Source organism: Delftia sp. NA_296.1 (assembly GCF_052692095.1).
On record NZ_JBQZGF010000001.1, the window covers coordinates 520,109 to 536,944 of the forward strand.

15 protein-coding genes are annotated in these 16,836 nt (G+C 58.3%); 7 read left to right on the plus strand and 8 right to left on the minus strand.

Features of this window, described 5'->3' with window-relative positions; genetic code table 11:
• Positions 1–59 precede the first annotated feature (59 nt).
• A complete protein-coding gene (locus tag ACUTR7_RS02530; RefSeq protein ID WP_445608036.1) occupies positions 60–437 on the minus strand; it encodes a hypothetical protein in 378 nt (125 codons plus the stop codon).
• Positions 438–1,302: 865 nt separating this feature from the next.
• Here ACUTR7_RS02530 and ACUTR7_RS02535 point away from each other — a divergent pair.
• From ACUTR7_RS02535 to ACUTR7_RS02545, 3 genes are read left to right on the plus strand one after another with little or no spacing between them, the layout of a single operon-like run.
• Complete coding sequence (locus tag ACUTR7_RS02535) at positions 1,303–2,028, plus strand: hypothetical protein (RefSeq protein WP_445608037.1); 726 nt, start codon at positions 1,303–1,305, stop codon at positions 2,026–2,028.
• Complete coding sequence (locus ACUTR7_RS02540) at positions 2,021–2,464, plus strand: DUF488 domain-containing protein (RefSeq protein ID WP_445608038.1); 444 nt, start codon at positions 2,021–2,023, stop codon at positions 2,462–2,464. The genes ACUTR7_RS02535 and ACUTR7_RS02540 overlap by 8 nt, the downstream gene beginning before the upstream one ends.
• Positions 2,465–2,467: 3 nt before the next feature.
• The gene (locus ACUTR7_RS02545; RefSeq protein WP_445608039.1) at positions 2,468–3,085 is read left to right on the plus strand and encodes a DUF4326 domain-containing protein; all 618 of its coding nucleotides are present in this window, start codon (positions 2,468–2,470) and stop codon (positions 3,083–3,085) included.
• A 1,015-nt stretch (positions 3,086–4,100) separates the two neighbouring features.
• Here ACUTR7_RS02545 and ACUTR7_RS02550 read toward each other — a convergent pair.
• Complete coding sequence (locus ACUTR7_RS02550; RefSeq protein ID WP_445608040.1) at positions 4,101–4,442, minus strand: hypothetical protein; 342 nt, start codon at positions 4,440–4,442, stop codon at positions 4,101–4,103.
• A 374-nt stretch (positions 4,443–4,816) separates the two neighbouring features.
• Here ACUTR7_RS02550 and ACUTR7_RS02555 point away from each other — a divergent pair, with 374 nt between their 5' ends.
• Positions 4,817–5,062, plus strand: coding sequence for a hypothetical protein (locus ACUTR7_RS02555; RefSeq protein ID WP_445608041.1), 246 nt, complete (start codon positions 4,817–4,819; stop codon positions 5,060–5,062).
• Between the two features lie 228 nt (positions 5,063–5,290).
• Here ACUTR7_RS02555 and ACUTR7_RS02560 read toward each other — a convergent pair whose 3' ends face one another.
• Positions 5,291–6,871 (minus strand): esterase-like activity of phytase family protein, encoded by a 1,581-nt coding sequence (locus ACUTR7_RS02560; RefSeq protein WP_445608042.1) that lies wholly within the window; start codon positions 6,869–6,871, stop codon positions 5,291–5,293.
• Between the two features lie 122 nt (positions 6,872–6,993).
• Positions 6,994–8,094 carry a porin gene (locus ACUTR7_RS02565; RefSeq protein ID WP_013802488.1) on the minus strand — a complete coding sequence of 367 codons (1,101 nt, stop codon included), beginning with the start codon at positions 8,092–8,094 and terminating at the stop codon, positions 6,994–6,996.
• Positions 8,095–8,691: 597 nt separating this feature from the next.
• Between ACUTR7_RS02565 and ACUTR7_RS02570 the strand changes: the two genes are divergently transcribed.
• From ACUTR7_RS02570 to ACUTR7_RS02580, 3 genes are all read left to right on the plus strand, one after another.
• Entirely contained in the window at positions 8,692–11,184 is a 2,493-nt protein-coding gene (locus ACUTR7_RS02570) for a PAS domain S-box protein (RefSeq protein WP_445608043.1), read from the plus strand.
• A 419-nt stretch (positions 11,185–11,603) separates the two neighbouring features.
• Positions 11,604–12,335, plus strand: a complete 732-nt coding sequence (locus ACUTR7_RS02575) for a hypothetical protein (protein ID WP_445608044.1) — start codon at positions 11,604–11,606, stop codon at positions 12,333–12,335.
• Between the two features lie 196 nt (positions 12,336–12,531).
• Complete coding sequence (locus tag ACUTR7_RS02580; protein ID WP_445608045.1) at positions 12,532–12,852, plus strand: hypothetical protein; 321 nt, start codon at positions 12,532–12,534, stop codon at positions 12,850–12,852.
• Here ACUTR7_RS02580 and ACUTR7_RS02585 read toward each other — a convergent pair.
• The 4 genes from ACUTR7_RS02585 to ACUTR7_RS02600 all read right to left on the minus strand — a co-directional run bounded on the left by ACUTR7_RS02585 (position 12,833) and on the right by ACUTR7_RS02600 (position 16,793).
• Positions 12,833–13,786 carry a LysR substrate-binding domain-containing protein gene (locus ACUTR7_RS02585; RefSeq protein ID WP_445608046.1) on the minus strand — a complete coding sequence of 318 codons (954 nt, stop codon included), beginning with the start codon at positions 13,784–13,786 and terminating at the stop codon, positions 12,833–12,835. The two genes, ACUTR7_RS02580 and ACUTR7_RS02585, sit on opposite strands and share 20 nt — an antisense overlap.
• A gap of 167 nt (positions 13,787–13,953) precedes the next feature.
• Entirely contained in the window at positions 13,954–15,117 is a 1,164-nt protein-coding gene (locus tag ACUTR7_RS02590) for an acyl-CoA dehydrogenase family protein (protein ID WP_445608047.1), read from the minus strand.
• Positions 15,118–15,174: 57 nt separating this feature from the next.
• Positions 15,175–15,570, minus strand: a complete 396-nt coding sequence (locus ACUTR7_RS02595) for a cupin domain-containing protein (RefSeq protein WP_012205502.1) — start codon at positions 15,568–15,570, stop codon at positions 15,175–15,177.
• Positions 15,555–16,793 carry a CaiB/BaiF CoA transferase family protein gene (locus ACUTR7_RS02600; RefSeq protein WP_445608234.1) on the minus strand — a complete coding sequence of 413 codons (1,239 nt, stop codon included), beginning with the start codon at positions 16,791–16,793 and terminating at the stop codon, positions 15,555–15,557. The genes ACUTR7_RS02595 and ACUTR7_RS02600 overlap by 16 nt, the downstream gene beginning before the upstream one ends.
• Positions 16,794–16,836: the final 43 nt, after the last annotated feature.

Genomic DNA, 16,836 nt, shown 5'->3' on the forward strand with positions numbered 1-16,836 from the left:
CGCCCATTTTTTGCCTCGCTCCCGCCATGTCCGCAGGCCATCCGCGCCTGCAGCACTCCTCAGGTCAACGCCACCGACACCCCCTCATCCGCAAACCGCTTCGCAGCCCTGAGCAGATAGCTCACGGCATAAAGAATGGGGTCGTCGGCCTCATCGCCATTGAGATGCTCCACCACCTCAATGGCATAGCCCAGGTTCACCGCCGTGTCGTGCAGCAGGCCCACCAACTCCTTGTCCTCAGGCTCCAGCGACTGCGCCTGATCGGCCTTCACGTAGTAGATGCGCAGCAGATCGCGGCACACGCAATTGATGGCCGTGACCTTGTGGCGAGCGTGCAGGTCCAGCACATCCAGCGCGGCGCCCATGTGCAGGACGGCGTCTATGGCGAGGTCTTCGAGTTTGGGTGGGGGTGTGGTGGCGGGGGTTGGCTGGGGCATTGGGGATCTTGTCGAGCAGGTTTAGGTCCCCCTGGTTCACAGGACGTGGAGGGGAGCCAGGCAGCAAAGCTTGGAGCTTTGCCAAGCCGTTGTCTGCCACCTGTAGTTGGAAATTTGTAAAGCTGAAGAGAGACCCTTCGTAGAAGGCTGACACACTACCAAGCCGTCTTTCTGCAAGACTTGCAAGGTTGTGGGATTGCACCAGGGGATCGGTCTAACGATGTGCGTAGCGAGTTGAGGTGCGACAGCAGAATTCAACAAGAGACTTCTGCCGACCAAGAGCAAAACTTTACGGCTCGGACACGATCGGCTAGAAGCCTACTGCAGGAAACAACTACCTCGGGCGCCATCTCACCATATGCCCAACTGAGACTCTGAGCATGTACAGCCAGACTATCGGCGTTCACCTCAAATCCCCATATCGCATATAGATCCCAAGGATGTTTCAGCGCGGCACGTCGTACGCATGAAACTCAATGGGGCGCACCATTCTGGCCCTAACTAGCCTTAGGATGGCTAGAACAATGTTTGTCCGTTGATGCGGAGATCGCCGATTGCCTTCAACGCATTGCGGTAGATCCAAGTGGCCTTAGCGACTCCGACGGCGCACCCAGGCGCTGCTGCGTGCGGATCGAAAGTCGGCAAGACGTCAGCCATCCAAGAGCAGGCATTTAAAATGCTCTCGCTAACATCCTAATCAGAAATTGGTAATGAAATACCATTATCAATAATCAACGCCCAGAAGACATTACATGAATCTGTGCACTTAGTACCCAGTAATTCCCCCAATAGCCAGAGATAAAAAATACCCAATACTAATCAATCGTTATTAACAATCGCAAAGCAATACCATAAGGAGGAGAGCATGGACATCATAGTAACTGACGTAACAAACATGAAAGGCGGACACGTTTGCATTGCTGGCATCGATCCAATGACCGGTATATGTGTGCGTCCGCAGAAAATGGTGAATGGAAATAGATACTTAACCTATACTGAGGCGAAAGCAAGCAATGTGCAGCCCGGCTCAATCGTAAGGGGTGATTTTCGACCCACCAACAATCCTCCGAATACTCCACATATAGAAGACTTCTTTTTCTCGAATTTTAGCGTTGTAGGGGTGGCATCTGCAAACGATTTTTTCAATGTTCTTGAGTCTTCATCCAAATCAACCATTAAATCCGCATTCGGCCAAGCGACAAATAAAAAATGGTTTCCGGAGGATTGTCCACCAAAATGCTCTATTGCAACTTTAAAATTGAATCAAGTTCATGCACAGTTGCGATTTACGATTGACCATCGTGATGGGCAGCAAGTGCTCAAGGGACATATTTCAGATGCCGAAGGGATTCAGCTTCAATATCTCCCAATAAAAGATAGGCGCCTAGAAGATCACACTAAAGATATATTAAATGGAGACTATGGCGCAAATAAGCTTAAGCTTTTTTTTGCTGCGCAACAGCAGGTATATCTTCGCTTAGGGATTGGTCGAGCGTGGGCACCACAAGGGGAAACTCCCAAGCACTGGCTTCAGATTAATGGCATCTATTCATTTCCTTCGTACAAGCCCGAACTGTCTTCATATGTCTAAGAATATCTTTACCATCGGATTTACGCAGAAGCCAGCCGAGGACTTCTTCTCAATTTTGAAAAAAAATGGAGTAAACCGCCTAATAGATACTAGATTAAATAATACAGGTCAACTTGCTGGATTCAGCAAGAGAGATGATCTTAGATATTTCTGCAAAGCTATCGCCAATATTTCATATATCCATTGGGAGGATTCAGCCCCCGAAGAAAATTCGCTTAAAGCCTTTAAGAGTAAAGCTATAACTTGGGAAGTTTATGCCAATGAGTATCTTTCCACTATACAAAAAAGAAGAGTTGAGTTATCATCAAAGTCTTTGCTTGGAGACCACGGGTGCTTGCTATGTAGTGAAGCAAAGCCGCATTTTTGCCACAGAAGTCTGTTGGCAAAATATCTAACAGAAAAAGGTCATGCCGAGTACAAAATTATTCATTTATAGCCTATGAATATTTTATTTGCCGCTTCGCCAAGTATTAGAAATTTTGCTATTTCAAAATGCCTAGATTCTTTGGGAAATAGAGTTTCTGGGCACGAATACTCATTCTTGAGTGGAAACATCAGTCTTCGTGAAGAGTTACTGTCTCGCTGGCCCGACGCCACTGAGGTTACGATAAAAGATAGCTTAGATACGCGTCAAAAGCTGAATACTGCGGCGCATCTTATCCTAATGTGGGATGGTGAGGATTTTACAGACCTGCTTTTTGAGGCGCGATACAATAAGATTCCAACAAAGCTCTTTGCCTGCAAAGTCACAAAAATAGTAAATAAAAATTCAACTGAAGACTATGATATATATATAGGCCGTGGCACTTTGTGGGGAAATCCATTTGTTATATCCAGAGAAGAGGATGGACCCGACAGAGAAGACGTTATTGAACAATACAGGAAATACTTTAAAGAAAAGTTGGATACAGACTTAGCTTTTAAAAAGGGAATTCTCGGATTAAGGGGTTTACGTCTAGCTTGCCACTGCAAGCCAGAAGCTTGCCACGGAGATGTAATTGCTGCATACCTAGATGGCCCTGAATCGTTCAAAGACGAAAAAGATCTTGCGAAGTGAGGCAAATCATCTCGCAACAAAATAGAACCGAATCATATAAAGGCTCTGCCAGTTGACAATCGTAATAAGCAGCATACCAAGGTTCTCAGCAGAGCGGTAAACCCAATTTTTTCCAAAAGCAGCTATAGATTTTCTTAGCTTTGTGATTCATGACCGTGAATCCTAGCCTCGGGCGTCGCAACAATTTTTTCTTCACTTAGCCCACTGTCTTAACACGGTCCAATAACGTTTTTGAGACTCATCGGGCCATTGCACCCAAAATTACTCTGCAAGCTCGCGACCGACCTCTAGAGCGTGTTATCAACTTTGTTCGCTATGATAGGTAGTCCAAGTAGAGTGCGGCAATGCCCCGTAAGCCTTACCCAACCAATGTCAGCGATGAAGAATAGAGTTTTTCTGCACCCCGCCTCATCTTGATGGACTTGTACGTCCCACAGCGTGAGCATGATTTGCGCTAAGTATTCAATATTCTACGCTAGCAGGTTCGAACAGGCGCACCTCGGCGGCGGCTGCCCAATGATCTGCTCCCGTGGGAGGAATCATACTAACAAATTCGGTGTTGACTCGATCAGGTCGTGAAGCATTTAAATGCTATTAACAGCCGTTATTTACCAGACATGAAGGAAAGAACAGATATATTATTCTACATAAATAAAATAAATCACTGTTTCGATGATGGACCCGTACCCAGCAACGAGTTATTTGAGACTTACGGTTGGCGTTCGGTCTCTGCGGTAATCTTCAACAACGTAAGCATTGTTTTTCGGGCTAGCAGTAGTTCTCCACAGTTTCTTCGAGATAATCTTGGAAATGTTCGACTTAGGAGTGAACCTCTTTAAATATTTTTCTATCCGCGACCAGTGATGATCCCCCGAAACAATGACTCTAGCTTCCCTAGAAAAAGCTGCCAACGAGCAATATAGGCCTTTGATTTCACTCATCAACGATCCAATCGAGTAGTTCTGCCGCTGCCAATACGACTGCAAACGGTATTCTTAATTTATAGAAATGAATTCTAGTCATTGAGTGTTATTAATGCAGAAATTGGCACTAGAACACGCCAACCTTTTTTGTCGTGCAATGTCGACTTGCAGACAACTTGAACTCTTTTTCCTAAAACTTCACTGTCTGAGGATGCCCAGTCCGATTCAAGTGGAACAGCGCACTGTTCAACTATTATTTTTGGATTTATTCGAACAGCAGTGAATTGCGTTCTCTTCTGCCTGTTTTCCTCTATCAAGAATTCATCTGCAGATCTCTTTACTTCTTTTAAATCTTGGATTAGTGGTGAATTCTTCTCACCAGCAGACGTGATGCCAGAAATCATGAGCCCCACCAACATAAAGAAGATTTTCATCATTGTCTTTGCACAGTTGATTTACGGTGGTGTCAAATATGAAGTGCAACACCTGAACCTCAGGTAACTTGCACGAATGACTTCACCATACACACACTTGCAGCAAGAAGATCGCCTGACCTTGGCATCCCTGGTGCGGCAGAGCTTGGGTGCAGCCTTCAAAGACCTCGCCACGCAATCGTCCGGTGACAGATACCGCTGGCAGTGTTGCTCCGTGTACAGGCCAGAGGAAACGGAATGAGCACCTCTTGGAACCTCCTCGCACGAGCCGGCCTGGCCAGCCACTCACAGCTATGATCCCTAAAGCAAAATCGCCGCCTCACCCAGCGGCGATCTGACCCCCTACCCCACCCGAAACCGCGCTCCATCCCCCCATGATCCAGGAGTCTGAAGAGATTGCCCTGCTTCGCGAGGAAAACGCCCGGCTGCGGGCGCAGCTGGCGATTGCCACGGCGGGCCATGCCAGCGCCGTACAGGGCGCGGGCGCCAGCGATCAGGACCCGTTTGATGCACAGGTGGAAGACCAGAAGACGCTGTTCTCGGTTTTCATCGAGCATCTGCCTATAGGTCTGTGCCTGGTGAGCCGGGGTGGGCAGGTGCTGATGTCCAATCCGGCCTAGCGCCATTTCCTGCCGGAAAGCCTTCCACCACCGCTTGTGGCGCCCGAGGAAGACCGGGGGTGCTGGCGCAGTTGGGACCAGGAAGGCAAGCCTATCCCCAGGGGCCAGTTTGTGGGCGCCAGGGCTGCACGTGGCGAGCTGGTTCGGCGCGGCGACTACCGAGCTGGACGAACCGCCCTGGATCGCCGTGGCCCCGTTGTCTTGCCTATGCCATGCAGTCGCAGTCGTTCAGGGAGCGCCGTATTCGCTCAGCTTCTTGCTGAACCCAAAGGTCCACAGTCGCTGCGTGCGATCGTTGACGTCATTGGTGGTAAAGCGCAGGCTCGCCGCGCCCTTGGCGCATTGACCGTCGTGCACGATCTTGCCTTCGGCGTCCACCATGCATTTGGTGACGTCCGAGCCTTCGATTTCCTTGCCGCTGGCGTCCAGCACGGCCAGCGAAACACCGAAGTCGGTGTCGTTGGTCAGCGCCAGCGTGTAGTCATCGACCAGTGCCAGGCCTTCGGCCTTCTCGGCCACCCAGCCGGTGGCGTTCAGGTTGAAGAGCCGGGTCTTCTTGAGCGTCACGACCTTGGAATAGTCTGAGCCATTGACCGGCTTGCCAGTCAGGCTGCTCTTTTCCAGGTCGGAGCCCAGCGCGGTGATGTCGGTGGCGTTGGCCGGAAACTCGATCAGAACCAGGTCGTTGAAGACTTTTTTGTCCTTGCCCGTGCCTTGCTCGATGGCGATGAATTTCCCCTTGCCCAGTGAGACCACATCACCCAGCTTGGCATTGCCGGTCTTGCCTTGGTTGTACCAGCGGCTGTCCACGGGCAAGGCAAACAGGCGGGTTTTCTCGGTGGTCGGGTCAAACTCCACCCAGCGCACAAAGCGAGCGTAGTCGCGCACGTTCTCCGACTTGCCTGTGGCGTCGGCAACGGCAGCGGTGGTGTAGTCGGCCTTGCCGTCGTCCAGGGGGCTTTGCAGGAAACCGTGCAGCTTGCCGCTGACCACATCAATGCTCAGCCCCTCCATGCCACGGTTGGCGCGGCGCTTGGCGAGAATGGCCGGCAGATCGGCCGCGCCAGTGCCGGGCCCGTATTTCTTCTGGATGATGCCGGTCGCCGGGTCGATCTTCACGATGAAGGGTCCGTATTCGTCTGACACCCACAGCACATTGCGTGCGGCATCCACCACCACGGATTCTGTGTCCAGGCCGAATTCGCTGTAGCCCTTGGCCTTGCCGGGATAGGTGAAGGAGTCGTCCAGGACTTGCTCGCCCGTGTTGCCTGTGATGCCCCGTGGCTGCACGCGGCCGTTGGCGTTCTGTGTGGCGCTGAATCTGAGCGGCAGGGTGGAGACGAGCCTGGATCCGTCCTTTCCGAGGGCGATCACGCCGATGGACGGAGTGAAGTTGGGCGAGGGAAACACCGTGGAACTGGCAAAGCCCGCGGGATTGGAGCCGTCGGTGATCTGCGTGACCGGGCCGGTGGTCGCGTTCGGGCCGCGATCGGTGATGGCGTAGAACTCCAGCGTGCCGTCGGCACGTCTGCCCTTCAAGGCCAGGCCCGAACCGTAGGCTGGCAGAAAGCCCTTGGGGAAATCGGCCTTGGTGGCGGGGTGTTGGCCTTCGTAGGGGAAATAGAACCTGTCGTCGAACTGGACGTCCTGGCGCGTGACGGTGGCGCGGATGCTGCCGACGCCGGTGGTCTGCGTCACCGTCTCGGAGCCGGCGGCCTGGAGCGGGCGGGTGTCGGCGCAGGCGCTCAGCAAGGCAGCCGCGGCGGAGATCACTGCCATCAGGCAGGAGGAAGAAGTGGGGGGGCGCATGGCGAGTAGGTCTTGAGAAGAAGAGGCAAGCCTGATAGGCAGATAGGCAGATCGGCAGGCCCTGCGTGGCAAGGGCCTGCCCAAGCTTGAAGGCTTCGTTTCTGGAAAAGGCGCTGTGCCGCTCAGAACGAGTGGCTGATGCCCAGATCCACACCGGTCGAGCCGGCGTTGGCCACACCCGCAGGGCCGCCGATCAGGCCGACGCTGGCGCCGTTCTTGTTGTTGACACGCGCCAGCCCTGCGTACAGAGAGGTGCGCTTGGAGAAGTCGTAGACATATCCGATCGAATACTTGTCGGCCTTGCCGCCGCTGCGCGTGAGGGCAGAGGCGTTGCCGCTGAACTTGGCGCTGGCGTACTTGACGCGCAAGCTGCCTGGCCCCATGGGAATGGTTGCGCCCAGGTAGAAACCGTCCACCTTCCCGGAGGTTGCGCCGTTGACGGGCTCCCACTTCAGGCTGTTGTATCCACCATTGAGCAGGAAACTGCCGAAGTTGTACGAGGCGCCCAGCACCAGGTCTTCGAGATCGCTGGTTGCGGCGATGGCGCTGGGCGAAGCCACGGCCGCGGTGCCGTCGATCCTTCCGTAGCCGATACCCACGTTCAGCGGGCCCGAGCGATAGCCCAGGTTGCCGCCTATGTACCTGCGGGCCTTGCTTGCGCCAGAGCCGGAGGCGTTCTCGTCGCCAAAGGAAACCGAGAACTGGCCATAGACACCGCCCAAGTCGCTCGGCAGGAAGTAGCCCACGGCGTTGCTGATGCGCGTGCGGTCGACCACGCCGCTTTGGCTGGCGGCGTTATAGGCAGTCTGGCGGATCGTCTGGAACAGATTGGCCTGCACACCGGTGGTGGTGTCGGGGCCCGCGAAAGCGGTGAAGATGTTGTAGCTGGGGGTGTAGTCGCGACCCAGCCGGATTTCACCCCAGGAATTGTTGCTCAGCCCGATCGTGGAGCGGCGCTCGAAGCCAAGGGAGCCGCTGCTGCCGCCAGTGCCGACATCGGGGTTGAGGCCGCCTTCAAGCCAGAGCTGAGCTCGGTTGCCGCCGCCTAGGTCCTCCGTGCCGCGCAAGCCAAGCAAGCTGGTCTTGCCTTGGCTGGAGTTCAGTGCATTGAGCCTGTTGCTGCCGGACTTGGCAATGGTGACGCCGACGTCCACCACACCAAAAATGGTGACGGAAGATTGTGCCAAGGCCAAGCTGGAAGAAGAGGCGAAGAATGTGCCCATCGCGAGTCCCAGAATGCGCGAGCACGTTTTTTGATTTTTCATTGGCGAGATACGAACTGAACTTATTAATGAGAATGACGGTAGCCTCCTGCCACCGCTGCGGGAACTCTAAGCAACACATAAGTATTCTTCGTGACAGCTGTGCTGTGTGACATGAAAGTCACAGCGGCGGCGGTGCCTGCGGCACGTTTCCTGCAGGGAAGCCCCATCGCCGCCCCCTTCAGCCATGGCCTGCACGACGGGGCAGATCATTCATTGCCGATTTGTTTGATTCATATTCGAGAAATTGGCGGAAATATGCATCCTTTTGCCATTTTCTCAATAAGGTTCTCGACTTCCATATTTTCAACGGCACATTTAGAGCGTTCGTCGACCGATTCATCGGTCATTGGGGACCCAAATTCAGCCCATTGCACGGCCAGTTCAACCCAATAGTCCTTGGAAGGCCGAAAGCTCACAAGAATTGCCGCACCGAGGACTGCAGCCTCAACATCGGTCGTACCAGCAGTCACAGCTATGATCCCCAGGCAGCATCGCCGTCCCCGCCAGCGGCGAGCTGCCCCCTCTCCTCCACCCAACGCCCCGCCCCATCCCCCCATGATCCAAGCGTCTGACGAGATTGCCCTGCTTCGGGCTGAAAACGCCCGGCTGCGGGCGCAGCTGGCGATTGCAACGGCGGGCCATGCCAGCGCCGTGCAGGGCGCGGGCACCAGCGATAAGGACCCGTTCGATGCACAGGTGGCGGACCAGAAGACGCTGTTTTCGGATTTCATCGAGCATCTGCCGATAGGCCTGTGCCTGGTGAGCAAGGGCGGCAAGGTGCTGATGTCCAACCCGGCCTACCGCCATTTCCTGCCGGAGACCCCCATCCCTTCGCTGCTGTCGGCCGAGGAAGACCGGGGGCGCTGGCGCAGTTGGGACAAGGATGGCAAGCCCGTCCCCCGCGACCAGTTTGTGGCCGCCCGCGCGTTCCGCGGGGAGCTGGTGGTGCCGGGTGTTGACTGTGTCTATGACACGCCCCAGGGGCTCGAGGTATGGACGCGCGTGTTCGGGGTGCCGCTGCGCAATGCAGACAAGGAAGTCGTGGCCACGGCCATCGCCATTCTGGACATCGATGCGGAACGGCGGGCGCTGGACCTGTTGCGCCAGAGCGAGGAACGGCTGGATGCGCTGGTGCGGTCCTCGTCGGAAGTGCGCTACTCCATCAGTGCGGACTGGAGCGAGCTGCACCAGCTGGCAGGCGGCGGGTTCATCCCCGACACGCAAGCGTCCAACACGAACTGGCTGGAAGACTACATCCCCCCGGAGGACCGCGACCTGGTGCGCGCGGAGATTGCGCGGGCCATCCGCACGAAGACGGACTATGTGATCGAGCACCGGGTGAACCGGGTCGATGGCAGCGTGGGCTGGGCGTTCTCGCGCGCCGTGCCGCTGTTCGATGCCGCAGGTGCCATCACCGGCTGGCTGGGAGCGGCCTCCGACATCACCGAGCGCAAGCAGGCCCAGGCCGCGCTGGAGCGCTTGAATGCCACGCTGGAGGAACAGGTGGCAGAGCGCACGGCCGACCGCAACGCGCTGTGGCAGCTGTCATCCGACATCATGATGCGCTGCACGTTCGAGGGCATCATCACTGCGGTCAACCCGGCCTGGACCGAGGTATTGGGCTGGCGTGAAGACGAGCTGCTGGGCACGACGCTTTTTCATCTTATCCATCCAGAGGATCTGGCGCGCACCATCCAGGACACGCAGGAGCTGGCCACAGGCATGGCGCATGCCCGATTTGACAACCGGTATCGCCATCGGGACGGGAGCTATCGCTGGATCTCCTGGTCCACGCGTTCGGCGGCAGGCCGCATCAACGCCGTGGGCCGCGACATCACCTCCGAAATGGCCAAGGCCGAAGCGCTGGCCAAGGTGCAGGAGCAACTGCGCCAGTCGCAGAAGATGGAGGCCGTGGGCCAGCTGACGGGCGGCCTTGCGCACGACTTCAACAACCTTCTGGCGGCCGTCATGGGCAATCTGGAGCTGCTGCAGCGGATGCTGGCGCGCGGCCAGGTGGACAACCTCACGCGCTTCATCCATGGAGCGCAGGGGGCGGTGCGGCGCGCCGCCACGCTCACGCAGCGGCTGCTTGCGTTCTCCCGCCGGCAGATCCTGGACTCCAAGCCCACCGATATGGCCGCGCTCCTGGCCGATTGGGAGGACCTGCTGCGCAGGACGGTGGGCGCCAGCGTGGACATCGACATCGTGCCGGCAGCCCATCTGTGGCATGCGCAAATCGATGGAACGCAGCTGGAGAACGCCATCCTGAACCTGTGCATCAACGCCCGCGATGCCATGCCAGAAGGCGGCCGGCTGACCATCAGGACAGCCAATATCGAGCTTGAAGAGGCGGCAGCCCGGGAGTGGGATCTTCCGCCGGGCGGCTATGTGTCGCTGTGCGTCACCGACACGGGTACAGGAATGTCGGAGCAGACCATTGCGCGCGCCTTCGAGCCGTTCTACACCACCAAGCCGGTGGGCCATGGAACAGGGTTGGGGCTGTCGATGATCTACGGCTTCGCGCGGCAATCGGGAGGAGCGGTCAGGATCTTCTCCCAGCCGGGCCAGGGCACCACGGTCTGCCTGTATCTGCCCAGGTGCGACGCCGCGCCCGTTGCAGAACGCGCGGTCGATGCGGCAAGGCAGGTGGTGGTGCCTGCCCAAAGGACCTTGCTGGTCGTGGATGACGAAGCCCCGATCCGCCATCTCATCGACGAGGCGCTTGTCGACCTGGGCTACACGGTGCTTGCCGTGGCCGATGCCGCCGCCGCGCTGCAGGTACTGCGTGCCGGAACCCGGGTGGACATGCTGATCACGGACATGAGGCTTCGCGGCGGAATGAACGGCAAGCAGCTTGCCGACGAGGCTCGCCTGGCCCGCTCCGACCTGCCGGTGCTCTTCATCACCGGGTTCACCGAGGCATCTCCGCTCAGCCAGGAAAACCTGCACCCCGGGACGCAGCTTCTGACCAAGCCGTTCACATTGGATGCGCTGGCGCTCAAGGTGGCGGAGATTCTGGGCAGTACAGACGCTGTGCCGTCGGACTGAGTTGTGCGGCTGGCGCCGTGGTGACCCGCAGATTCCGGGCGCCTGTCTCGCAGCTCAAACCCGGCTATATCGCATCTCCCTCGGCCCTCGTAGTGGCTATGTGGGCAGACTCGATCGCCGACGACAAAGGGGCACTGCCAAAGCGGCAAGAGCACTCGGATGCACGGCACCAGGAACTTACGGATTCATCAAGCTTGCGAATCAGCGCAAGCCTTGCTCATCAGGCCATCCGAATGCGTGTGTTTAGACCTTTGATCGTCAATTCACGTCAATTCCTAGGAAGTATCTTATTTTTAAGAACAAACAGAAAACGACAGCAGTCTGCACTTGATCTGAAAATTCGAAAGAACTTAGACTAATAGCGCCACTCACTGCCATGTAGCAGCAAAGGCTATTAACATTTCAGCACAGAGGGAACTATGCTAAGTAAAATTCTCACCGGATCCATACTTGTTCTCGGTTCAATATCTTCAATGGCTCAAGATTTTTTGATAGGGAATGAGGAAATTGAAAAGAACGGCATGCCAATGGTCGCCAGAAGTATTTCTGGCAGCATGGCTGGAATGAATGGTACTGTGACCATAAATCTAGTCAAGCTATCAAATGGATCGTATCTCTACGAAACCACCAATCAAAATGATGAAGCAATTGAATTCAACAAGAGGTTGTGTGAAATGTACGGAGACAAAAATCCAGAATCTCCTGGAAAAATGGTAATTGGTAGCGATGAAAGGAATATACCCCTTCATTGTGAACCAGCTTCCCCTCAAAAGGAAATGTCATTTAAGCAACATTCCAACTACTATTACATGCCCGGTGGCCAATGGGACTACAGACCTGTTCTATCTCTAAGCTACGACCCTTACCCACGTGCTGGTTCATATACAAGAGTATCTGCAAGTGCAGGAGTTGAATTTTCTGTCGCGAGAGGTGGCGATCTTTCACTCGCCGTTGGAGTTCGAAGAATTCCAAATTGCTATAATAATGGTTTCACCATGGCTGGTAGCATTCCAGTAGCAAATTTGCAAGTCGCAGTTCTGTGCTACATGTACCCCCATTTGGCCGGCACAGGGGGAAAGGCCGTTTCTGCTCGAGCAGTTTCGGAAAGCAAATACTCGGCCAGTGAGAATGGGATAATGGAAATCTATTGAAGCAATAATAAACCAAGTGTATGACACCAGGAAGCCATGGTGCCTTCTTCAGCCTAAAACAGAAGAAATTACCATGGCAACCCGTCTTTGATGATGGTGCCCGCACAATGCCGCACATCCGCGCATAACTCCAGCCAGCATCCGGCTCTCAACGGCCTTGGCCGATTACTTCACAGGCCGCTGATATGAAAAAACCATGTCAAGATATAGTTTTTTGCGCAGTTTGTTGGCTGGCGCAGTCTTGCTGATCACCGCATGCGGGGACGCAAAAAACGCAACCGCTTGCGAAAACCATGACCTTAATCTGGTTCGGACGAATGTACTGAAAAAACTGAAAGAGAAGTTTCCTCAGTACGCATTCGACATCACCAAGGTGACGTTTTCTCCGGGAGAAAAAGTGCCTTTTTGGCACGTGGAGGCCATCAACCAATCGAATGGTAAGGAGCTGGTGGTTTTCGCCATGCACTACTGCGAAGGGTCTGTAGAGGTGACAGCCCTCAACCCCTACCACCCTTGACGGCGGTGGAGGCCATCGCCCTCACCCTCTCAATGAAAGCCTGCAGCACCGCCGCAGGCTGGTCCGCCCGCCAGGCCATGACAGCGGGCGTCATGGCCTGCTGCGGACCGCGCAGCGGCACGAACACCACGCCGTTCATGCCCACGCGCTGCATGCAGCTGGGCACCAGGGCCACGCCTTGCTCTGCCGAGACCAGGGCCATGACGGTGAGCCACTGGCGCGCGGCGTGGCGGGTGTAGGGGTGGATGCCGGCCTGCTGCAGGCAGGCGATGACGTTGTCGTAGTTGGCCGGAGCCACTTCGCGGGCGAACATGACGAAGGTGTCGCGGGCCAGTTCGCGCAGGTCGATGGCGGGCTGCTGCGCCAGCGCATGCGTGGCGGGCAGGCAGCAGACAAAGGGTTCCTCGCCAATCGACAGGGTCTGCAGGCCGTCTGGCGGGGTGCCTATGTTGAGAAAGCCGCAGTCGATCTGGCCGCTGGCAATGGCCTGCAGTTGCTCGCGCGTGGACATTTCATGCAGGCAGACTTCGACCAGGGGGCGTTCTGCGCGGAAGGCGCGGCAGAAGTCGGGCACCTGGCGGTAGACCATGGAGCCGGTGATGCCCACGTCCAGCCGGCCCTGCATGCCTTCGGCCACGCCGCGCACCACGTCGGCCGCATGCTGCAGCTGGGCGAGCACCTTGCGTGCCTCGACCAGGAAGGCCTCGCCCGCAGGGGTGAGGCGCACGTTCTTGGCGTCGCGGTCCATGAGGCTGGCGCCCAGGTCCTGCTCCAGGGTCTTGAGCGCCATGCTCAGCGGCGGCTGGGTGATGCACAGCCGCTGGGCCGCGCGGCCGAAGTGACGTTCCTCGGCCAGGGCGACGAAATAGCGCAGCAGATGGGTCTTCATGAGAGGCGGCGGATGGGGAGCAAGCGAGATGGCATCTTGCACCATGGCTACCTCTGAAATACAGATTGATAAATCATGGGACTTCAGATGGTTCGCAGCCACAAAACCCGCGCACCTCAACTTTGAGACACCGAGGAAGGGCCGCCCCGCACCGAGGGTGTCGTCCCCCTCCGCGCAGCGAGAAGGGGGAAGGCGCGAAGCGACTCAGGGGGTCAATACGATTTAGGCAAGCCCAATACCTTTTCGGCGATGAAGCACATGATCAATTGGGGGCTGACGGGCGCCAGGCGCGGGATCCAGGATTCGCGCATGTAGCGCTCCACGTGGTATTCCTTGGCGTAGCCCATGCCGCCGTGCGTGAAGATGGCGGTTTCGCAGGCCTTGGCGCAGGCTTCTGCCGCCAGGTACTTGGCGGCGTTGGCCTCGGCGCCGCAGGGCAGCCCCCTGTCGTAGAGGAAGGCGGCCTTTTGCACCATGAGGTGGGCCGCCTCAAGCCCCATCCAGGCCTGGGCCAGCGGGTGCTGTATGCCCTGGTTCTGGCCGATGGGGCGGTCGAAGACCACGCGCTCCTTGGCGTACTGGGTGGCGCGCACCAGAGCGGCGCGGCCCAGGCCCACGGCCTCGGCGGCGATGAGGATGCGCTCGGGGTTGAGGCCGTGCAGGATGTACGAGAAGCCCTTGCCCTCTTCGCCGATGCGGTCCTCGGCGGGGATGCGCAGGCCGTCGATGAACAGCTGGTTGGTGTCCACGCATTTGCGGCCCAGCTTGTCGATCTCGCGCACCTCGATGCGTTCGCGGTCCAGGTCGGTGTAGAACAGGCTCAGCCCTTCCGTGCCCTTGCACTCTTCCACGGGCTTGGTGCGCACCAGCAGCAGGATCTTGTTGGCAACCTGGGCGGTGGAGATGAAGACTTTCTGGCCATGGACCACGTAGACGTCGCCATCACGCACGGCGCGTGTCTGCAGCTTGAGGGTGTTGAGGCCCGCATTGGGCTCGGTGACGCCGAAGCAGGCCTTGTCCGTGCCCGCGATCAGCGGGGGCAGCCAGCGGCGCTTTTGCTCATCACTGCCGAAGACCACGGCCGGGTGCAGGCCGAAGATGTTCATGTGCACGGCCGACGCGCCCGACAGGCCTGCGCCCGTGGCCGAGATGGTGTGCATCATCAGCGCCGCCTCGCTGATGCCCAGGCCCGCGCCGCCGAATTCTTCAGGCATGGCAATGCCCAGCCAGCCCGCGTCGGCCAGGGCCTTGTGGAAGTCGTGCGGGAAGCCGCCTTCGTGGTCCTTGCGCAGCCAGTAGTCGGCGTCAAAGGGGGCGCAGGCGCGCTCGGCGGCGTCGCGTATCTGTTCCTGTTCTTCGTTCCACAGAAAGTCCATGGTGTGTTCTCCGTTGCTTGTTGCTGTTCGCTTGTCGTGTCTGTGGGGTGACGGGGCTCAGGCTGCCGGCCGGCGCACGCGCTCGGGGTTCTCGCCGTAGGGCGGGCTGTAGAAGACCAGCAGGCGCACGGGCTCGGCGCTGGTCACGCGGAAGATGTGCATGCAGTCCTCGGGGAAGAAGCAGGTGTCGCCGGGCTGCATGGCAAAGCGTTCCTTGCCGTCCGGGGTGTCGATTTCCACCTCGGCCGTGCCGGCCAGCAGGTAGCAGGCCTGCTCCATGCCGGGGTGGGCATGGGGCAGCGCACCACCGCCCTGCTCCAGCGTGCCCAGCACCAGCTCCATGTGGCGCGCGCCCACGTTGGCGGCGCTGACCAGGCGCCGGTTGACGGTGCCGTGGTGGTTGGCGGGGCTGTAGCCGGGCACGTCCTGTTCACGGATCAGATAGCGGGGCATGGGCGGTTTCCTTCTGTTTGTGTTTGTGCTTGTGTTTGTGGTGGGGCGTCTTGCAGCGCGGCAGCCTGGCTGCAGGCGCGGCTGGCCTGCAGGGCGGCCAGTTCGGCCTCGGTCAGGCCCGCGTCGCGCAGCACCTGCAGGGTGTGTTCGCCCAGGCGTGGCGCGGGGGCGGCGCGTTCCGCGGGCGGCGTGGCGCTCCAGCGCGTGGGGCTGGCAGTGGTGCGCAGCCGGCCCTCGCTGGGGTGGTCTATCCCGTGCACGAAGCCGGTGGCCTGGTGCTGGGGGTCGGCGATCAGGTCCTCGGGCGAAGCCATGGGCATGTTGGGCACATCGGCCGCGTCCAGCAGCGTGCGCCATTCGGCGGTGGTGCGCCCGGCCATCAGCCGCGAGACTTCGGCATAGACGGCATCGATGTGCAGGGCGCGCTGGCTGTGGGTGGCGAAGATGGGCTCGGCCATGCGCTCGGGCTGGCCTATGGCGTTGAAGAAGCTGTGCCAGTGCTTGTCGTTGTAGATGAGAACGCACAGGTGGCCGTCGCTGGTTCGATAGGGCCTGCGGTGGGCCGTGAGCAGGCGCGCATAGCCGGGGCCGCCCAGTTGCGGCTCGAACGACAGGCCCGCCATATGGTCGCCCAGGATGAACTGGGTCATGGCCTCGAACATGGGCACGACCACGGCCTGGCCCTTGCCGGTCTTCTCGCGCGCATAGAGGGCGGCCGTGACGGCATAGACCGCGTGCAGGCCGGTGACGCGGTCGCCCAGGGTCATGGGGGCATAGGCCGGCTCGCCGCCGCCGTATTGCTGCGCCAGCCAGGGCACGCCGGTGGCGCCCTGGATGAGGTCGTCATAGGCGGGCCGGGCCGCGTAGGGGCCGCGCTGGTCGAAGCCGCAGCAGCTCACGTGGATGATGCGCGGGTTGCGCGCTGCCACGTCCTCGTAGGCCAGGCCCAGGCGCGCCATGGCCTGGGGCCGCACGTTGCTGACCAGCACGTCGCAGCCTTCGGCCAGGCGCAGCAGGGCCTCGCGCGCGGCGCCCTGCTTGAGGTCCAGCACCACGGAGCGCTTGCCGTGGTTGGCCTGCAGGAAGATGTGGCCCATGGCGGGGTTGCGCATGGGGCCGACGTGGCGCATGTTGTCGCCCTCGGGCGATTCGACCTTGATCACCTCGGCCCCCAGGCCCGCAAGGATCTGGGTGGCAAAGGGCCCCATGACCACCGAGGTCATGTCCAGCACCTTCACCCCGGCAAGAGGGCCTTGCTGTCCCTGC